Origin of the sequence: Rhizobium sp. LjRoot254, assembly GCF_964254105.1 — a bacterium.
Lineage (GTDB): Bacteria > Pseudomonadota > Alphaproteobacteria > Rhizobiales > Rhizobiaceae > Rhizobium_E.
The window spans coordinates 4,128,124-4,143,826 of sequence record NZ_CAXUSM020000001.1; the positions used below are offsets into that span (position 1 = coordinate 4,128,124).

At 61.3% G+C, this 15,703-nt stretch carries 17 protein-coding genes; 8 read left to right on the forward strand and 9 right to left on the reverse strand.

Annotated features, from left to right (window positions below):
- Window position 1 precedes the first annotated feature (1 nt).
- Together ACSQ26_RS20325 and ACSQ26_RS20330 are read right to left on the reverse strand one after the other, a co-directional pair.
- Entirely contained in the window at window positions 2-772 is a 771-nt protein-coding gene (locus ACSQ26_RS20325; RefSeq protein ID WP_436012051.1) for a CHAP domain-containing protein, read from the reverse strand.
- Window positions 773-1,017: 245 nt separating this feature from the next.
- Window positions 1,018-1,674, reverse strand: coding sequence for a glutathione S-transferase (locus ACSQ26_RS20330; RefSeq protein WP_436012053.1), 657 nt, complete (start codon window positions 1,672-1,674; stop codon window positions 1,018-1,020).
- 111 nt (window positions 1,675-1,785) lie between these two features.
- Here ACSQ26_RS20330 and ACSQ26_RS20335 point away from each other — a divergent pair, with 111 nt between their 5' ends.
- Entirely contained in the window at window positions 1,786-3,000 is a 1,215-nt protein-coding gene (locus ACSQ26_RS20335; protein WP_436012055.1) for a polyhydroxyalkanoate depolymerase, read from the forward strand.
- A 49-nt stretch (window positions 3,001-3,049) separates the two neighbouring features.
- Entirely contained in the window at window positions 3,050-3,493 is a 444-nt protein-coding gene (locus tag ACSQ26_RS20340) for an ACT domain-containing protein (protein WP_436012057.1), read from the forward strand.
- Between the two features lie 143 nt (window positions 3,494-3,636).
- On the opposite strand, the gene ACSQ26_RS20345 is transcribed toward ACSQ26_RS20340, so the two are convergent.
- Both ACSQ26_RS20345 and ACSQ26_RS20350 read right to left on the reverse strand, forming a co-directional pair.
- Window positions 3,637-5,625 carry a CocE/NonD family hydrolase gene (locus tag ACSQ26_RS20345; RefSeq protein ID WP_436012059.1) on the reverse strand — a complete coding sequence of 663 codons (1,989 nt, stop codon included), beginning with the start codon at window positions 5,623-5,625 and terminating at the stop codon, window positions 3,637-3,639.
- A 364-nt stretch (window positions 5,626-5,989) separates the two neighbouring features.
- A complete protein-coding gene (locus ACSQ26_RS20350) occupies window positions 5,990-6,943 on the reverse strand; it encodes a LysR substrate-binding domain-containing protein (protein ID WP_436012061.1) in 954 nt (317 codons plus the stop codon).
- 197 nt (window positions 6,944-7,140) lie between these two features.
- On the opposite strand from ACSQ26_RS20350, the gene ACSQ26_RS20355 reads away from it, so the two are divergent.
- Both ACSQ26_RS20355 and ACSQ26_RS20360 read left to right on the forward strand, forming a co-directional pair.
- Complete coding sequence (locus ACSQ26_RS20355) at window positions 7,141-7,374, forward strand: DUF1127 domain-containing protein (RefSeq protein ID WP_436012063.1); 234 nt, start codon at window positions 7,141-7,143, stop codon at window positions 7,372-7,374.
- A gap of 337 nt (window positions 7,375-7,711) precedes the next feature.
- Complete coding sequence (locus ACSQ26_RS20360) at window positions 7,712-7,957, forward strand: DUF1127 domain-containing protein (RefSeq protein WP_436012065.1); 246 nt, start codon at window positions 7,712-7,714, stop codon at window positions 7,955-7,957.
- Window positions 7,958-7,974: 17 nt separating this feature from the next.
- On the opposite strand, the gene ACSQ26_RS20365 is transcribed toward ACSQ26_RS20360, so the two are convergent.
- The gene (locus tag ACSQ26_RS20365; protein ID WP_436012067.1) at window positions 7,975-8,538 is read right to left on the reverse strand and encodes a TetR/AcrR family transcriptional regulator; all 564 of its coding nucleotides are present in this window, start codon (window positions 8,536-8,538) and stop codon (window positions 7,975-7,977) included.
- A gap of 243 nt (window positions 8,539-8,781) precedes the next feature.
- Here ACSQ26_RS20365 and ACSQ26_RS20370 point away from each other — a divergent pair, with 243 nt between their 5' ends.
- The 3 genes from ACSQ26_RS20370 (at window position 8,782) to ACSQ26_RS20380 (ending at window position 11,346) form a co-directional block, all read left to right on the forward strand.
- Window positions 8,782-9,651, forward strand: a complete 870-nt coding sequence (locus tag ACSQ26_RS20370) for an NAD(P)-dependent oxidoreductase (RefSeq protein ID WP_436012069.1) — start codon at window positions 8,782-8,784, stop codon at window positions 9,649-9,651.
- A gap of 215 nt (window positions 9,652-9,866) precedes the next feature.
- Complete coding sequence (locus ACSQ26_RS20375) at window positions 9,867-10,181, forward strand: hypothetical protein (RefSeq protein WP_436012071.1); 315 nt, start codon at window positions 9,867-9,869, stop codon at window positions 10,179-10,181.
- 130 nt (window positions 10,182-10,311) lie between these two features.
- Window positions 10,312-11,346: an IS110 family transposase gene (locus ACSQ26_RS20380; protein ID WP_436012073.1), complete on the forward strand. Its 1,035-nt coding sequence runs from the start codon at window positions 10,312-10,314 to the stop codon at window positions 11,344-11,346.
- 303 nt (window positions 11,347-11,649) lie between these two features.
- On the opposite strand, the gene ACSQ26_RS20385 is transcribed toward ACSQ26_RS20380, so the two are convergent.
- Entirely contained in the window at window positions 11,650-12,336 is a 687-nt protein-coding gene (locus tag ACSQ26_RS20385) for a TetR/AcrR family transcriptional regulator (RefSeq protein ID WP_436012075.1), read from the reverse strand.
- Between the two features lie 196 nt (window positions 12,337-12,532).
- Between ACSQ26_RS20385 and ACSQ26_RS20390 the strand changes: the two genes are divergently transcribed.
- Window positions 12,533-13,021 (forward strand): RidA family protein, encoded by a 489-nt coding sequence (locus ACSQ26_RS20390; protein ID WP_436012077.1) that lies wholly within the window; start codon window positions 12,533-12,535, stop codon window positions 13,019-13,021.
- Window positions 13,022-13,095: 74 nt separating this feature from the next.
- On the opposite strand, the gene ACSQ26_RS20395 is transcribed toward ACSQ26_RS20390, so the two are convergent.
- The 3 genes from ACSQ26_RS20395 to ACSQ26_RS20405 are packed head-to-tail and all read right to left on the reverse strand — an operon-like array spanning window position 13,096 to window position 15,656.
- Window positions 13,096-13,956 carry a transporter associated domain-containing protein gene (locus tag ACSQ26_RS20395; RefSeq protein WP_436012079.1) on the reverse strand — a complete coding sequence of 287 codons (861 nt, stop codon included), beginning with the start codon at window positions 13,954-13,956 and terminating at the stop codon, window positions 13,096-13,098.
- 1 nt (window position 13,957) lies between these two features.
- A complete protein-coding gene (gene aroB / locus ACSQ26_RS20400; RefSeq protein WP_436012081.1) occupies window positions 13,958-15,076 on the reverse strand; it encodes a 3-dehydroquinate synthase in 1,119 nt (372 codons plus the stop codon).
- Window positions 15,069-15,656 carry a shikimate kinase gene (locus tag ACSQ26_RS20405; RefSeq protein ID WP_436012083.1) on the reverse strand — a complete coding sequence of 196 codons (588 nt, stop codon included), beginning with the start codon at window positions 15,654-15,656 and terminating at the stop codon, window positions 15,069-15,071. Before ACSQ26_RS20405 ends, aroB begins: the two co-directional genes overlap by 8 nt.
- Between the last annotated feature and the right edge of the window lie 47 nt (window positions 15,657-15,703).

The window sequence follows — 15,703 nt, forward strand, 5'->3', positions numbered from 1 at the left end:
TTCAGGGAACGCGGCCCCAGCCGAGCATCTTGTCGATCTGGCCAAGCGTGTAGGTATAGCGCCGCACGACGGACTTGAACGGTCCCTTGTTGCCCTCGATGGTCGTCACGATGCCGTTGTCGTAGGACTCCACGATACCGATATGTCCCATCCATCCGGTCTTTGAACCGCGCCAGAAGACCAGGATGTCGCCCGGTTCCGGCGGGTTATTGACATCAGCCGTGTAGGTCCAGCCCCTAGCCTTGAACTTGGCCAACGTGTCCCGCGCGCCGGCCGTGGCCGCATAGGGCATGTGCCCGGGATTGCCGGTATGGAAGCAGAAGGAGATGAACGAAGCGCACCAGCTGTCGCCCGCTCCCGCGCCCGTCACGGCATGGTATTTCATGACATCGGGACCGTGATTGTCGCTGCCGCTTTCGCCCTTGCCTAGTTCCTGGCGGGCGACTTTCAGAGCGTTCCATCCCGCCGTCGAAACGGTCGCCGGCTTGGCGTTATTGCCCGGAGCCGGGATCGCCGGTATGGTCGGCATCGCGATCTTGCCGAGAGCTACATCGAGCGCCCAGCGTGTCAAAGGCCCGACTTGGCCGTCGATCTTGAGCGGCATGAGATTGGGACCGATATTGGCGGACTGGAACGCCATGACGGCATCCTTGACCGTCGAGGTAAAGACATTCCCGGTGGTGCCGTTCGGCTTGAAGCCGGCGGCAGCAAGGTCGTTGATGAGCTGGAGTACCTGTATTCCGGCCAGCCCGAGTTTCAGCAATGCAAGCATGCTATTCTCCCCTGAAGACAATAAGCCTCGCAACGGCGCCGACGAGCGACGCAGTTTGGCTTGTGTTTCAACAACTTGGGTTCGTCCGGACGCCCGTGCAGTACACTGGCATATTTATTTAAAATTGCAATAAATAATATATGCAACCTGCCTCGCGTTCAGGATGCAGGTTTCCGGCTACGGATGGCGGTCGAATACATGTTCTGGCAGACAGGAAAAATAAGCTGACGACTAGCGAACTGGTCTCAGAATTCCACTTCCAACTCGATGATCTCGTCGGCCTCGGCGGTAGCGCCTTCGGCCCATTCCTTCATCAGGTCCCAATCGAGCACCATGTCGCGGTAGGCGGCGAGCGCCGGGGGCAGATCGACGGCATAGGTGAGGAAGCGCGAACAGACCGGCGCATACATGGCGTCCGCGACGGTCGGCTTGTCGCCGAAGAGCCAGGGGCCGCCATAGGCATCGAGGCATTCCTGCCAGATCTCCTTGATGCGCTCGATATCGGGGCGGGCGCCGGTGAAGACCTTGAAGTGATCATGCCGTGCCTTGATGTTCATGGGCAGCGCCGAGCGCATGTTGTGAAAGCCCGAATGCATCTCGCCGCTTACGGCCCGGCAATGCGCGCGCGCCACCGCCTCCCTGGGCAGCAGCCCCTTCTTGGGGAAAACGTCGTTGAGATATTCCGCGATCGCCAGCGTATCCCAGACCGCGACACCCTTGTGGGTCAGCCTCGGCACCAATACCGAGGGCGAGAGCAGCAGCAACTCGCGGCGGGCCTTGGGATCATCGAGATCGACTGGCAGTTCCACAAAGTCCAACCCCGCCATCTTGCACAGCAGCCAGCCGCGCAGCGACCAAGAGGAGTAATTCTTCGAGGAGATCGTAAGCGTCGTTTCCGGCATTTAGACTTATCCTGACAAGGATGCTGCGACCGCGATATATTATCTGGTCAGCCGGGAAAAAATGCACTAGTTTTTCGCATTGCACAATGAAAAAGCGCGGCGGGGCGGCTCATGCTTTACCAGGTCTACCAGCTTCAGGATGACTTCGCCGCGACATGGCGCCTCTGGGCCCGATCCATGCTCGGCCTGTTGAACACGGGCGTTACGGGAGCAAAGCGATATCTCGCCGGCGAGTATCTTGCCGCGCTGGAAATGATCTCCCGTTTCAAGCTCACGCATACGCGGCCGGATTTCGCGATCGCGAAGGTGCCGAGCGGCAATAGCGAGGCCGAGGTCACCGAACAGGTGGCGCTCGACCTGCCGTTCGGCAAGCTGCTGCACTTCGCCAAGGATATCGAAACGCCGCAGCCGAAGGTGCTGGTGATCGCGCCGCTCTCCGGCCATTTCCCGACGCTCTTGCGCGGCACGGTGGAAACCCTGCTGCGCGATCATGACGTCTACATCACCGACTGGACCAATGCCCGGGACGTGCCGGTCTCGGCTGGAAAGTTCGGCGTCGAGGACTATGTCGAATATATCATCCGCTTTCTCGAAGCGATCGGGCCGGGCGCGCATATCCTCGCTGTCTGCCAGCCCTGCGTCCAGGGGCTCGTCGCCACGGCCGTGATGTCGCAGCAGAACCATCCCTGCACGCCACGTTCGATGACGCTGATGGCTGGTCCGATCGATCCGCGCGAAAGCCCGACCGATGTCAACGAATTCGCGGTCTCCAAGTCGCTCGCTTGGTTCCAGACCTCGGTGATCTCGACCGTGCCCTATCGCCATGCCGGCGGCGGGCGGCGGGTTTATCCGGGCTTCCTGCAACTCACGGCCTTCATGGCGATGAACATGGACCGCCATCGCAACGCCCACAAGAAGCTCTACGAGCACCTTGCCAAGGGCGAGGTGAAGGAAGCCGAGAAGATCAAGACCTTCTATGACGAGTATTTCGCCGTGCTCGACCTCACCGAGGAATTCTATATCGAGACCATCGATCGCATCTTCCAGAAGGCGGAACTGGCGACCGGCGATTTCATATATCGCGGCGCAAAAGTCGATCCCGGCGCGATCCGCCGCACGGCACTACTGACGGTGGAAGGCGGCCGTGACGATATCTGCGCGCTCGGCCAGACGGCGGCGGCGCACGAGCTCTGTTCGTCGCTCCGCCCTCACCTCAAGCGCCATCACCTGCAGGCCAATGTCGGCCATTACGGGGTGTTCAACGGCAGGCGCTGGGAGAACGAGATTTATCCTGTCGTGCGCAACCATATTCTCGCGATGGAATAGCCCTAAGCGCTGCGCTATATCGTTTCCATGCAAGGGGTGGGAGGCGCGAGTGGCGGGCGAGACAAATCTGGAAAAACTGCTGGCCTCGATGGAGCCTTCACTGCGCGACGGCGACTTCGTTTTCGCCACCGTGCCCGGCAGAGCCGTGCCGCCGGGGCTCAACCCGATCGGCACTTTCCTCGAGGACGAAGGCCAGACGTTGATACTACCTGCCGACGAGGCCAAGGCTGCGGGTCTTGCCGCCAGCGGCCTCATGCGGTGCATTTCGCTGACCGTACACTCGTCACTCGATGCCGTCGGCCTCACCGCCGCCTTCGCCACAGAACTCACCCGCCACGGGATCAGTGCCAATGTGGTTGCAGGCTATTATCACGACCACATCTTTGTCGGTGCGGGTGAGGCCGAGCGGGCGGTGATGGCATTGAGGGCGTTGGCTTCCCGGTACAAGAAAGGCCCCGCCCCAAACCCCTCCCCACAAGGGGGAGGGGCTTAATCCGCGGCACCTCGATGCCTCAATCACCCGTTCATGGGAAGGCACCGTTGCTGCTGGCGCGACGGTGGGTTTGGCGGGTCGCGAGCGGCGCGTTAAGCCCCTCCCCCTTGTGGGGAGGGGTTTGGGGCGGGGGTCTTTCTCCCTCACATCATATCCCTCGGCACGACCTTCTCGAACAGCTTTTCGAAGAACTGCTTGTCCCCGTCATAGGCCTTCACCTCGGCGCTGATCACCCAGTCCTCTTCGGTGCAGGTCATGCGGACGCTGGAAACCGTGCGGACGAACCAGCCGTCGCGCGCCATGTCGCAGACCCAGCTTGCCTCGCCCGTCATGGAGAGCGGATCGCCTGCCGTGATCGACCACTCCTCTTCGCGGATCTGGCGCGTGGCGAGCCCTGTGCCGGGATGTTCGTGGCGGCCGGTATCCTCATGAATCCGGTAGATGGTGGTTGCGGTGGAGAGTTCGCGGGTGACGCTCCGGCGTGTCGCCGACGGGATCTGCTCGAGATAGACCGGCAGCGGGCTCGGATTTTCCGGTTCCTTCATCTCGATCCTCTCCGCCGCACCGAGCTTCGGCATGGCAAGCGCGATCGAGCCGGTCTCGATGGTGAGCGCAGCATCATGGGGCGGCGGCAGTATTATCGGCCAATAGGAGGTCGAGAGCGACAGCCTGATCTGGTGGCCTGGCGCGAAGCGATAGCCGCAGGCATCGAGTTCCATCACGATCTCGGTCCTCTCGCCCGGCACCAGGGGCTCGGGATGTTCGTTCGACTTGCGATGGGCGAGGTTGAGCACACCGTAGGAGACGCGCAGCGCCGAGCCATCCGGATGCACATCGACGATGCGGGCACAGAGATTGGCGAGCGGCGCATCCGAACTCAGCGTCAGCTTCAGCTTCGGCATGCCAAGATAATCGACGGCTTCGGTGAGAACAGCGGTCTCGAAGACCAGCGAGCCGGCATCGTCGCCGCGCTGATCGACGGCCATTTCGGCATCCGGCTTCAGGGTGAAGAATTCGCCCGACGACGTTCCGGTATCGAGCGGGGATTTCAGATGGACGGCACCGACGCCGCCCATGCCTTTTCCGAGCTTGCCATCGGCACCGACATGGAAGAGATCGGCGGCCGGCGCCGACCACATATCCTTGGCGACCCAGAAGCCTGGATCGAAATCGCGGCGCACGGCGGGCTTAACCGCATCCATGATATAGGCGCGTACCCGCGGCAGGTTCTCGGCACCATTCTCTTCGCCGCGCAGCCAGCGGTTCCACCAGCGGATCGCCTCGCCGAGGAAATCGACGCGCGGCTTCGGCCAGGCGAAATGCGGATATTTGTGCACCCAGGGGCCGATGATGGCCTTGGACTTCGCGCCGAGGCCGGAGACAGCCTTCAGCGGCGTGTTGCGGTAGCCATCGGCCCAGCCGGCGATCACCAGCGCGGGGATCTCGACCTCGGCAAAATTCTCTGAAATGGAGCCGTGCTTCCAGAAATCGTCGCGACGCTGGTGCTGCAGCCATTCCTCCATGAAGAACGGCTCGGCCTCCAGCCGCTCCTGCCACATGTCGCGCCAGCGGTTACCCGTCAGCGCCGGATCGGGCGAGCGTGACTGGTAGGCGAGCATGGTTCCCGCCCAGGAAAGCTGGGCCGAGAGATGCGTGCCGTTCTTATAGTGGATGTCGTCATTATAGCGATCGACAGTCGAGGCGATCGAGATCACCGCTTTCAGCGCCTTCGGGCGGAGAGCCGCCACCTGCAGGCAATTGAAGCCGCCCCAGGAAATACCCATCATGCCGACCGAGCCATTCGACCACGGCTGCGCCGCGATCCATTCGATGAGTTCGACGGCGTTCGCCAGTTCCAGCGGCGTGTATTCGCCGTCGATCACGCCATCGGATTCGCCCGAACCGCGGATATCGACGCGTACCCCGGCAATGCCCGCCGCGGCAAAGACCGGATAGGTCGATTCGTCGCGCGGGCTGGTTCCATCGCGCTTGCGATAGGGCAGGAATTCGAACACCGCCGGAACCGGATCGGCCTCGGCATTACCGGGCATCCAGATGCGGGCGGCGAGCCTTGTGCCGTCCTTCAACGTGATCCACTGGTTTTCGATCGTGGTGAAGGAACGGTCGGTCATGTTGGCCTCGTGTCAAATGCATAAGAACCCGCCACCAGCGAGTTGGGTGTTCACCCCTCACCAACTTCGGCCAAGCGATCGGCTTTGCCTCTCGCGGCCTGCGTATCCTCTCCCACAAGGGGAGAGGTAAGGTGCCTCGCTCTCGGCCATCGCATGGGGCGAGCCGGTGCCGCAGGTTTACCTCTCCCCTTGTGGGAGAGGATAGCAAGCCCGAACGAGACGAAGTCGAGTTCTTGGGCACGCTTGGTGAGGGGTGAGCACCCGCCTCATTGAAGCAGGATCAGGAACTGAATCTCAATTCAATTTAGCGCGCCGCCACTCGAACGCAACACGAATTGCGGCCAAATCCCAGCCCAATCGCGTCTCACCACCCCGGCTGCATCGCCCCCGCGCGCACGCGACCGATGCGGGGAAACACGTTGATGTCGCGGCTCATCTCGTCCTCCACCACGCTCGGCGGCGTGATGTTGTCGAGGCAGGCGCTGATATGGGCGGTGATGGCGTTGGTGAGCGAGGTCGAAAGGCCTGGCCGCTTCATGATGCCGATCTGAACCGGTGCCAGGGGCGGAAAGCCATCGGGCTGGCCGAGCACCTTCATGCCGGTCCGCAGCGCCGATTCCGGCAGCACCGAGACCGCCATGCCGGCGAGCACGGCGGAAGCCACGACCGTCGAGGACCAGCTGGTGAACAGGATCTGGTACTCACGGCCGATTGCATCGAGCGAGGCGCAGGCGAGACGCCGCCACTGACAGTCGCGACGGCCGACCGCGAGTGGCACCGGCGCATTCTCGGGCAGCGGATGATTGGCCGACATCACCCAGCAGAGCGGCTCGGTGCGCACGACTTCGGACTCACGCTCCAACGGATTGTGGGTGACCAGCGCGATATCGAGTTCGCCCTTCGACATCTTCTCGGCGAGGTCCACCGAGGGCTCGCAGACGATGTAGAGTTCGACATTGGGATGCGAGCGGGCGAAGCGCTGGATGATCTCCGGCATGTAGCGGTCGGCATAATCATCAGGCGTGCCGATGCGCAGCGTGCCTTCAAGACGATTGTCGTCGAAGGCCGCGACGGCCTCGTTGTTGAGGCGTATCATGCGGCGGGCATAATTGAGCAGCTTCTCACCCTCGGGCGTCAGCCGGTTGCCGCGGCCGTCCTTGACGAAAAGCGGCTTGCGGATGCGCTCTTCGAGCCGCCGCATCTGCATGGAAACAGCGGACTGCGTCTTGAACACCCGGTCGGCGGCCTTGGTGAAGCTGCCGGCATCGGAAATGGCGACGAAGGTGTGCAACTGGTCAATGTCAAGCGGTGCGGTCATGGCCCAACCTATCCATCAGAGTGATTGATGATTACCATTAGAAACATTCGTTGGACTGATCAATAGATTTCTTGCATATTTTCAGCATCGAAAGCGATAGCTCAGGCCAAGCAAACCACGGCCGGGGTGCCAAGGAGATACCAATGTCTATCTGTGAAGAAGCGCCCGCAAGCGCAATTGCGGGCAGAGGAACCCTATTGTCGAAATTCAACGCAACCGCGCTTCTTTCGTGGAGCGTGGCGGCATTCGGCACCTGGCGCAACCGCCGTGCCGTAGCCAATATGCGCGACTTCGACGATGCGCAGCTTGCCGATATCGGGCTGAGCCGTCGTGACGTCGAGATCGCACTTCAAGCGCCGATCAGCACCGATCCCATGCTGCATTTGATCGGTGCGCGCAAGAATCCGCTGAAGGGCGTGCGCCATAGCTAATTCGTGGGGGCTCCCCGTCCCCACGCCGCCTGAAACTGTTCTGACCTCCCCTTGAACCGTTTCCCCGCAGGGTGTCCGCCAAGCTACCCTGCATGACTGCCCGGTCCCGTTGCCTTCCCAAGCAACTGGCCGGGCTTTTTCTTTTTCAGATGTGCACGATGCTGACAGATAGTGGCAGCGGCCTGTCGTATGGTGCTGTGAATATGCATCGAGCCAATGTTGCGGAATTCGGCTCCGGCCGCATGGCAATGCCAAATCATTCACGCAGCCGCCGCATGACCTGACAGAGAAATTCAACATGCCGGGGCCTATGCAGGTCCGGCCAGGAGATTTTCAAATGACGATGTTCAACGAAGCACACACATCGAGGATGACACTCCTCGCCAGACTTTCCGCCTTCGCCGCCGCGCTCGGCGGGATGCGCAGGAGTCGAACCGTGTTGCGCGATCTCGACGCGCTCGACGACAATCTGCTGCGTGACATCGGCCTCTCCCGGGGAGATATGCTCGATATCAGGAGCGCACCGCTGTCTTCCGATCCCGATGCCGTGCTGCGTCGCGCGCGGATGCGCAACATGTTCTGATCAAGACGCAGGGTCAGTCATTCCGGCATGGTGAACAGCGAGATCTGGCCGCGAATGATCGTCTTGTAGTCTTCGAGCACGTTGCCGCTGTCCTGCCCATCCGACAGCGCCAGCCTGACAGCGCCCGCCGTCAGCTGAAACATCAGGAAGGCAACCCTGCGGAAATCCTCGTGGCGCGATGCCGGCACGAAGGGCAGGCCGGCTTCGCAGAAGCTGTTGGTCTGGCGGCGGGTGCTTTCGATGTCGAGATTCAACAGCGCCTTGTCGGCCTGGACGGCGTTGATCAGGTCGAGGATGGCCGGGTCCGAATGAACCCGCTCGAAGAAATAATCGAGCATGTCGGACGCCGATTGCTGCAACCCGTCGAGATCGGCCACCTCGGCGGCCCGACCGCCGATCGCAGCCTCGATCTCCTCCGTCCATTGCTGGAACAGCGTCGCGATAATCGCCGACTTGTTGGGAAAATATTGATAGACCGAGGAGATCGGCCCTCCTGCAAATGCAGCGATCTCGCGCATCTTGACGCCGTCGATGCCCTTTTCCCCGATCAGGCGCTTGGCGGCGGCGAGAATTTCTTCCACCCGCCCGCGGCTCCGTTGCTGCTTGGGCGGGCGTCTCAGTTGACTATCCATGCGATACCCGTTCCACGCGTGACTGTGATCCTAGTCTAGATGTAGCGGGTTATTACGCCGGGGGCTTCAAGCCGGTTCACACCGGGCTAAAATAAATCCTGCGAATATTGACAATTGCCAAAATCGGCGCCGCCGTTGTGGATAAAGGAAGGGATTGCTATAGGTCAGTCCCCGCCAACAGGACCTTCCCGCATGCTGCAGATCGCCTTTCTCGGAACCGGATTGATGGGCGCACCGATGGCGCGCAACCTCCTCAAGGCGGCGTTTCCGGTCACCGCCTGGAACCGTTCGACCGACAAGGCGGAGGCGCTGAAGACCGATGGGGCCACCGTCGCGACCTCAGTGACGGAGGCCGTGCGGAATGCCGATATCGTCATCACCATGGTGTCCGACGGCGGTGCGGTCCGGGCGCTGCTCGATGGCGGCGTGGCGGATGCGATGCAGCCGGGCGCGATCCTGGTCGACATGAGCTCGATCAAGCCGCGTGAGGCGCGCGCGCATTTCGACCTGCTCAAGGCGAAGGGCGTAAGCGCGCTCGACGCACCGGTTTCCGGCGGCACCAGGGGCGCGACCGACGGCACGCTGGCGATCATGGCCGGCGGCGAGGAAGACGCCTTCAAGAAGGTCAAGGCCGCGCTTTCGGCCATGGGCCGCCCCACGCTCGTTGGCCCATCAGGTACCGGCCAGCTCGCCAAGCTTGCCAACCAGGGCATCGTCGCCACCACGATCGGCATCGTCGCCGAAGCGATGCTACTGATGCAATCCGCCGGCGCCGACATGAACCGGCTGCGCGAGGCATTGAAGGGTGGATTTGCCGATTCGATCATCCTGCAGCAGCACGGCAAGCGGATGGCGGATGGTGATTTCACGCCGGGCGGGCGTTCGGCGCTTCAGTTGAAGGATCTAAATAACTTGCTCGAGGAGGCCGCAAGCCTCAGGCTGGCATTGCCGCAGGCGGAGTTGCAGCAGGCACGGTATCATCGGTTTGTGCATGAGCTAGGTGGAGAGGATCTGGACCATGCGGGGTTGTTTCTGGAGTTGAAGGATCGGCAGAGGGGGTAGGAGACACCCTTCTCTAACACTTCAGTTTGACAGGTCTTGGCCCAAAGCGGCCATAGAGCCCTGTTGACCCTACTCAAGGCGGTAGGTATGGCAAGGCATGTGTCAAAATCGCGCCGACGACGAAAATGCCTTCCGGGCCAACACTCCGCTGCACTTCCTCTTCTTTATTGGCCCATTGCTGACCAAGGCTCATTGGAGAAAATAGGCCTACAGAAATGGTGAAAATTGCAAACTGGGTATGGCTCGCAAATTTGGATGCCTTGCTTGACGAGATTCAACATATGTCGGGCGACTGTCTCGATGAAGGCTTGCTCAAAATACTGCGTGATGACATCGAAGGATCGAATACTGACGGCACTCCAGAGCGCTGGGCGTCGGCTGTTTTTTCTGGGCCGGTGCCGATTACCGCGTGGCTTGGTATCGACCGAGGAACAGACGTCTTACAAGTTCGATTGAATCTTCCTGACGAACTTGCCGCACGTGCCGAAACTCTGCTTCATGTGATGCAGGAATATCGGCTCGTGCGATAACTGACCGGCTGCGTAGACTGGCCGACATTGGAGTGCGTGTCCGCTGTTGATGCTGTGGACGGCTCCTCCGCCGACATCGCGATGTGCCATGATCGCGGTGTTGTTAGGAACCGCATGGGAGGAGCCATCCATGGAAGAGATAACCACGATTGGACTCGACATTGCTAAGTCGGTGTTCCAGGTACACGCCGTTTCTGCAGCGGGCGTGGTGGTCGTTCGCCGACAATTGAAGCGCCGCTATGTCGTTCAGTTCTTTGCGGGGCTCAAACCTTGCCTGATTGGCATCGAAGCATGCGCAACAGCCCACCACTGGGCGCGGGAGCTGGCAAACCTTGGCCACGAGGTCCGGCTGATGCCGCCAGGCTATGTGAAACCCTACGTCAAGCGAAACAAGAACGATGCTGCTGATGCTGAGGCAATTTGCGAAGCGGTGACGCGACCGAACATGCGCTTTGTCCCGATCAAAACACAGGATCAGCAGTCGATCCTGATGCTCCATCGTACCCGTATGTTGTTCATCCGGCAGCGCACGATGACCATTAATGCTGTGCGCGCCCATCTTGCCGAGTTTGGCATCATCGCGGGCATCGGGCGGATTGGGCTGCAGGCTCTGCTCGATCTCATACGGAAGGGTGAAAAGGCAGAGGTACCGCCAGAAGCATGGCTATGTCTCGGAGCATTGGCCGACCAGATTGATTTGTTAAAGCAACGTATCCTGAACATGGATCGGCAGATTCTGAAATGGCACCGTGCCAATGATCTGAGCCGCAAGCTTGAAGGAATTCCCGGCGTTGGTCCGTTGGTGGCCACAGCTCTGGCAGCGAGCATACCCGATGCGACAGCTTTCCGCTCCGGTCGTGATCTGAGTGCATGGATAGGTTTGGTGCCAAAGCAAAACTCGAGCGGCGGCAAGGAGAAGCTCGGAAGTATTAGCAAGGCCGGAAACCGATACCTCCGACAGTTATTGGTACTCGGCGCGTTGGCAGTGATCAAACGAGCGAAACTATTAGGCCATGCTCGCCATCCATGGCTTGTCGGCCTGATGGAGCGTCGTCCATCGAAGGTCGCGGCGGTCGCGCTCGCCAACAAGATGGCGCGGGTTGCTTGGGCGATGATGAGCCGCAACGAATCCTATCGAGCAATACCGGTCGCGGCCGGGAGCTGAGACACGACGCAAGCGTCGTGACCACCGTTGGTAAGAGCAGGAGACTTATAACGCACCTACGCCAGTCGGCCCAAGGAGAGGGACAACCCATTATGCGCCAGGCGCTTCGAGCGCGAGCTGTTGACCGGGACCCAATCCGCGGAGAGCATTATGGCCAGCGGCCCCTCTGTGCCGCGTCGAAAGGCCGGACACATGGCAGCTCCGACCAGCAACGTGCGAAAAGTCAAAAACCTCTTGCCAATCCGGAGCCGTCCACACATGGCGCAAAACTGCCCCTTGTCGTGGAAGGCAGTTGGCAGGCGTTCATTGTTTCGGATCGAGGCCATCGAGCAGGAAGTCGAGGCCCTTCCTGAAAGCGCCGTCCCAGTCGTTGTCCAACAGCAAGCGAGAGCGTTGGATCGTTGGGTATTGTTCGCTCAGACGCGTGAGGCGCTGCTGCGCCGCGGCCTGATCGTCGTCCGAGAGGTCGAAGCTGGCGCGGGTGATGGTGGCGCCGATCACATAGTTCCACAGCGACCATATCGCGACGTTCAAATCCGCGTCCGCGACACCTGCGCCGGATAGGGTCTTGCTCAACAGTTCCAGGCGAATGAGGATGTTCGGGCCGAGCGCCCGGCGCGGCAACAGTGATGCCGACCAGGGATGCCGCAGCATGCTGGCCCGCCAGTCCTCGAGCATGTAAACGACGTCCCCGCGCCAATCCTCAGCCTCAACCTCTCGCGGCGGCGCGCGATATTCGAGCACAGAGTCGAGCGCCAGATCGAAGACCTCGTCCTTGTTATCGACGTGCCAATAGAGGCTCATGGCGCCTGCGCCGAGGCGATCTGCCAGCCGGCGCATCTTCAATCCGTCGACCCCTTCGGCGTCGAGCAGTTCGACTGCGGTTGCGACGATCCGTTCCAGCGAGAGGGGCGGTTCCTGTGGGGATTGGGGTGACACATCTTTCCGCTGAGGCGTTTTGCCCTCTGCGTCGCTGCGTTTGGCTGCCATCCGTTTCCCCTACTGACCAGAGCGTCGATTTAAGCCGGCGATACCGAAATGTCGATATTGGGCAATTGACTCGTACGACGTACGATGCAATTAAATCGTACGTCGTACGAGTCAATCATAGCGGCAATGAATTGAAGTTCAATCCTGCAGGCCGCGAGTGTCGATTGCTCGCGGTCCTCAGAGCCGGGAGAAAATCATGTCACGCGCAATCAAGCGTCTGCTTATCGGAGGGCTAATCATCATGAACATCAGCGTTTCCACCGCGACGACGGCGAACGAGAACGATCGCAAGCTGACCATCGTCAATCCGAAAAACCTCTACGATCCGACGCCGAATGGCTACAGCACGGCGGTGATCGTGCCTGGCGGAGCCCGGATCGCCTACATCTCCGGCCAGGGCGGCCAGGACAGCACCGGCGCCCTGTCGCCGGATTTCGCCGCGCAGGTCAAGCAGGCCTACGCGAACCTACGCGCCGCGCTGGATGGGCTCGGTGCCAAGCCGGATCAGGTCGCTAAGCTCACGATCTTCGTGGTCGATCACGACATGTCAAAACTTGGAGTGCTGACCCAGGAGGTCAAGGAAATGTTCGGCGAAACGCTGCCGGCGCAGACCCTGGTTCCCGTCCCCAAGCTTGCAATCGACCCCATGCTGTTCGAGGTCGAGGCCGTCGTCATTCTGGAATAGGGGCGGAGACACATTAGGCGCGATCGTGGGGCAACGCTGCTCCACCTTAGGGAGATTGGTGCGGGTCTTTCGGTTCAGGCCCGCGCCGGCGCCGGCAGCGCCATCACCTCTTCCGCCGGCCGTATCCTCAACCTCGTAATCCTGTTCTTCACCCGCTTCATGACGATGAATCGCTTGCCGTGGAAGGTGAATGACGACCGTTCCTCGGGGATAGACCGGCTCTCGTAGATCACCAGTCCGGCAATCGTGGTCGCGTCCTCATCAGGCAAGGACCAGCCGAGCGCGCGGTTCAGGTCACGGATCGATACCGCGCCATCGACCACGACCGAGCCGTCAGCCTCGCGCCGCACGCCGGAAAGATCGGGCTGGTGCTCATCGGAGATGTCACCAAGCACCTCCTCCAGAATGTCCTGCATGGTGATCATGCCCTGCACCTCGCCATATTCGTCGACGACGACGGCGAAATGGGTGTTGCGGTGGAGGAACGCGGCGAGCTGGTCCTTCATGCTGGTCGTATCCGGCACGAACCAGGGCCGGTCGGCGATCTTCATGATGTCGAGCGTTTCGGGCGTGCTACCCGGCACGGTGAGCGCACGCAGGATATCCTTGGCGTGGATGATGCCGACGATATTGTCGGTCTCGTCCTTCCACACCGGCATGCGGGTGAAGGCGCTGTCGAGGATCGTCCTGACCGCGACCTCGGGCGGATCGTCGGCATTGATCGCCTTCATCACCGTGCGGTGGATCATGACATCGGAAATCTCGCGCTCGTCGAGCTCGGCCCAGTTGTCTCGCTCTCTCGACGACCCGTTGCCGTTATTGTCTCGCGGCGCGCTGGCCGTGGCATCGCCGCCATTGCCCGGACGGCGCGGCTCGGCCTGTCCGTTGCCGGCCAGGCGGCCTAGCCATGCGGCAAAGCGCGCGAGCCAGTTCATGCTAGCCCTCCAGCTTTTCCCGGAGGAACGAAAGCACTTCCGACGCCGGCACGTCATCGGCAACAAAGGACTGGCCGAGGCCGCGCGTCAGGATGAAGGTCAGTTTACCGCCCTTCACCTTCTTGTCCTGGGTGATGGCTTCGAGCATCACTTCGGCCGGCGGCAACCCGCCCGGTATCTCGCCCATGGTGACCGGCAGGCCGACCTCGCGCAGGTGCTTTTCCACCCGCTCGCCAAGATCGGGGCTGGCAAGGTTCATGCGGGCCGAGAACTGATGCGCCAGCACCATGCCGATCGCGACACCCTCGCCATGCACAAGGCGGGCCGAATCATATTGGGTCGCGGCTTCCAGCGCGTGGCCGAATGTATGGCCGAGATTGAGCAGCGCACGGCGTCCGCTCTCGCGTTCGTCCTCGGCGACCACGTCGGCCTTGGCCTGGCAGGAGATCCTAATCGCCTCGATCCGGGCCGCGCCGCCTTCGAATACCGCGCGCCAGTTGTTCTCCAGCCATTCGAAGAAATCCGGCTTGTCGATCAGGCCGTATTTGGCGACCTCGGCATAGCCGGCGCCGAACTCGCGCGGGGAGAGCGTATCGAGCACGTCGGTATCCGCCAGCACAAGATCGGGCTGATGGAACACACCGATCAGGTTCTTGCCGTGGCGCGAATTGATGCCCGTCTTGCCGCCGACCGAGGAATCGACCTGGGCCAGCAGCGAGGTCGGGATCTGGATGAGGCGGGTGCCGCGCCGGACGATGCCGGCTGCAAATCCCGTGAGATCGCCGATGACGCCGCCGCCGAGCGCGATGACCGCATCGTTGCGCTCGATCTTGGCTTCCAGCACATGGTCGCAGGCCTTGATCAGGGGATCGAAGCTCTTGGTCTTCTCGCCAGCCGGCAGGGTCAGCGGAAACACGGATATGCTGGCTTCAGCGAGGCTTGCGGTCAACGGCTCGAGATAGCGCGCGCCGACATGTTCGTCGGTGATCACCGCCACGCGCTTGCCCTTGAGACGCGCCGCGATCTCGCGGCCGGCGCGGGCGATCAGGCCGGGTCCGATCAATATGTCGTAGGACCGGTCGCCGAGTTCGACACGGACGGTCTTTTCCAGTTCACTCATTGCCACTCTCACTCGCCAGTGCGGCCACCGCACTGATCACTTCGGACGCGATCACGTCCTTCTTCTCGTCGCGCGATTTGACCGTCAGATCGGCCAGCGCATAGGTCGGGTAGCGCGCGATCATCAGGTTTTCCAGCGTCTGCTTTGGATTTTCGGTCTTCAAGAGCGGCCGGTTGTCGCGCTTGATTACCCGTTCCCACAATGTTTCGAGATCGGCGTCGAGCCAGAGCGACAGGCCGCTCGCCTGGATCGATGCCCGCGTATCGCCGTTCATGAAGGCGCCGCCGCCGGTCGAAAGCACCCGCGGTCCGGTGCGCAGCAGCCTTGTGATCACCCGGTTCTCCAGCTTGCGGAACTCCGGCTCGCCATATTTCTCGAAGAGTTCGGGAATGGTCATGCGGGAGACGCGCTCGATCTCATGGTCGGAATCGATGAAGGGAATGCCCATCTCGGACGCCACCAGCTTGCCTATCGCCGATTTACCGGCGCCCATCAGCCCGACAAGCACGAGATTGCGCTTGCCGAGAACCCGCCGGGCGAGATCGGCCGCAGCACTGGTTCCGATGGTGGTTCCCTCCATGAAGCCTTTCCCGCATTGCTTTCAAGTTCCTATGGGTAAAAGAACCG